2 protein-coding genes are annotated in these 1,781 nt (G+C 41.8%); both read left to right on the plus strand.

Going from position 1 to position 1,781, the window contains the following annotated elements; genetic code table 11:
- Positions 1-1,159: filamentous hemagglutinin (locus ACFIL8_RS09825; protein WP_375689617.1), on the plus strand; the 1,159-nt coding region annotated here is incomplete at its 5' end.
- On the plus strand, positions 1,156-1,560 hold the full coding sequence (locus ACFIL8_RS09830) for a hypothetical protein (protein ID WP_375615473.1): 405 nt from the start codon (positions 1,156-1,158) through the stop codon (positions 1,558-1,560). The genes ACFIL8_RS09825 and ACFIL8_RS09830, both read left to right, overlap by 4 nt.
- Positions 1,561-1,781 lie beyond the last annotated feature (221 nt).

Genomic DNA, 1,781 nt, shown 5'->3' on the forward strand with positions numbered 1-1,781 from the left:
TCCGATGTATCAGGGCAAATATGGTGTCGGGAAAAACATTGCTAAAAATGTCTTAGATCATTCAAAAGCTAAAGATTCAGAGGAAGGATATACCAAATCCGCTATCAGCAATGGCACTATCGTCATTACTGATGAAGCAGGGCAGAAGGCATTAACAGGGCAAGATGTTGAGCAAGCCATAGCCTCCCTTAATCGGGATACTGCTAGCGCCCATAAGGGTGTACAACAGCTCGATGTAGGCAAGCTGGAACAAATCGTCCATGAAAACCGTGAAATGGCAACCCAACTTTTAGAAGAAGGATTTAAATACAGTGATGACTCCTATAAAACCATGTTTATCAAAGAGCACCCCATTGCCGTGGTCGACCGTGATGAAAATGGCAATACAATCTATGAAATAGATGCGAATGGGGTACCTATAAGAGATGCTCGTGGACAAAAAATCCCCAAGTTCCATTATTTAACGGATGAAGAAAAGCAGCATTTACAAGAAGGTTCTGATGGCAAGGTGCATGTGTCCTTTAATGGCATCTTTACGCCACCCTATGAAGCTGCTGTTTATGCAGAGCAACATGCGGAGAATAAAAATGAACCGCTTTATTTTGTTGTGTTCCCTCAAGCCGATTCTGCTATCTCAGAACTTCTAGTCGCGGGCTATCAGAAATTTATGGAAAATAACTTTTGGGGTTTGACCAATTCCACACAAGAAGCAAAAGATTTGATGTATAGCTATGGTCTTACAGGATTAGAACTTTATGGACATAGTCGCGGGACAATGACATTGGGGAATATGCTGAATTCTTTCAAACAAGAAGGTGTAAATGATGTAGCTGGCAATACAACGATCAGTTTCTATGGACCAGCGGCTAATGTTTTGGCGGCATCCGGTCTGTTAGGTTATGTGAGTGATGGCAAACAAACCATTGTTGGCTTTGATGGGAATAGATACGACTTTGTCAGCAGAATTATTGGCGGCAATGGCTATACCTACGGGACACTCCCTGCTGGCAGTAACGTTTGGACAGAATGGTTGAGAGTGGCTACAAATCCCATAAGTTCCCATACCTGTCTTGGAGATGCGGGGCGTATGTGCAACATGCTTTACGGCTCATCTCATCGTGAACAAGTTCCTTCAAGTAAATCATGGAGTAAAAAATGAAACACATCGTAAAATTATTAAGTGCTGTAACTTTGTTAAGTATAGCTGGGTGCCAGTTTAATAAAACTCCCATATCTTCTATAGGGGCATGGGAGAAGCCAGGAGCAGATTTTACGGAGATAGGAAAAGCCTTGTTAGAATGCGGTATGCCAACCCCTTATGATAAGGATCCAGAAAGTAGAAAGCTCAGTAATAATGCAAATGCAACCATTGATGCTTGCATGCTCCAAGCGGGATTTCGCTATAAATATGATGTGGGGGGAGGCTGGTGTGGAAATCATAAAGCTGAAAACTTGCCCATTTGTCGTCCAGGCGCTGTTGTTCCACAGCGCAGTGTCAAGAAGCGCTTGAACAGCCCTTTTTGTAAAAAGCATCCAGAACAATATGAATGTTATCCTTAAGTTTTGCTGTTTGTGATGATTAACAATCCGCTATCCTTGCCTTCACTTGGAATGGTGGGATTGTTTTCTCAATCCATCATCTCAATATTGTTCACCGTTGTTTTAAGCAGCGGTGACAGGAAATATCAACAGGCTTATGAGCTTTTTTATTGTAAATAAATCCATTGAAAGAGGGGAAGAATGAAGAAAATCTTAAAACTGTTGAGTTGTATAGCTCTGTT

This window comes from Bartonella sp. AP57NXGY, assembly GCF_042195805.1.
In the GTDB taxonomy this organism is placed as follows: Bacteria; Pseudomonadota; Alphaproteobacteria; order Rhizobiales; family Rhizobiaceae; genus Bartonella.

Excerpts from the sequence above, each read along its gene's own strand:
- ACFIL8_RS09830 (WP_375615473.1), top strand. The coding sequence starts at position 1,156 with ATGAAACACATCGTAAAATTATTAAGTGCTGTAACTTTGTTAAGTATA.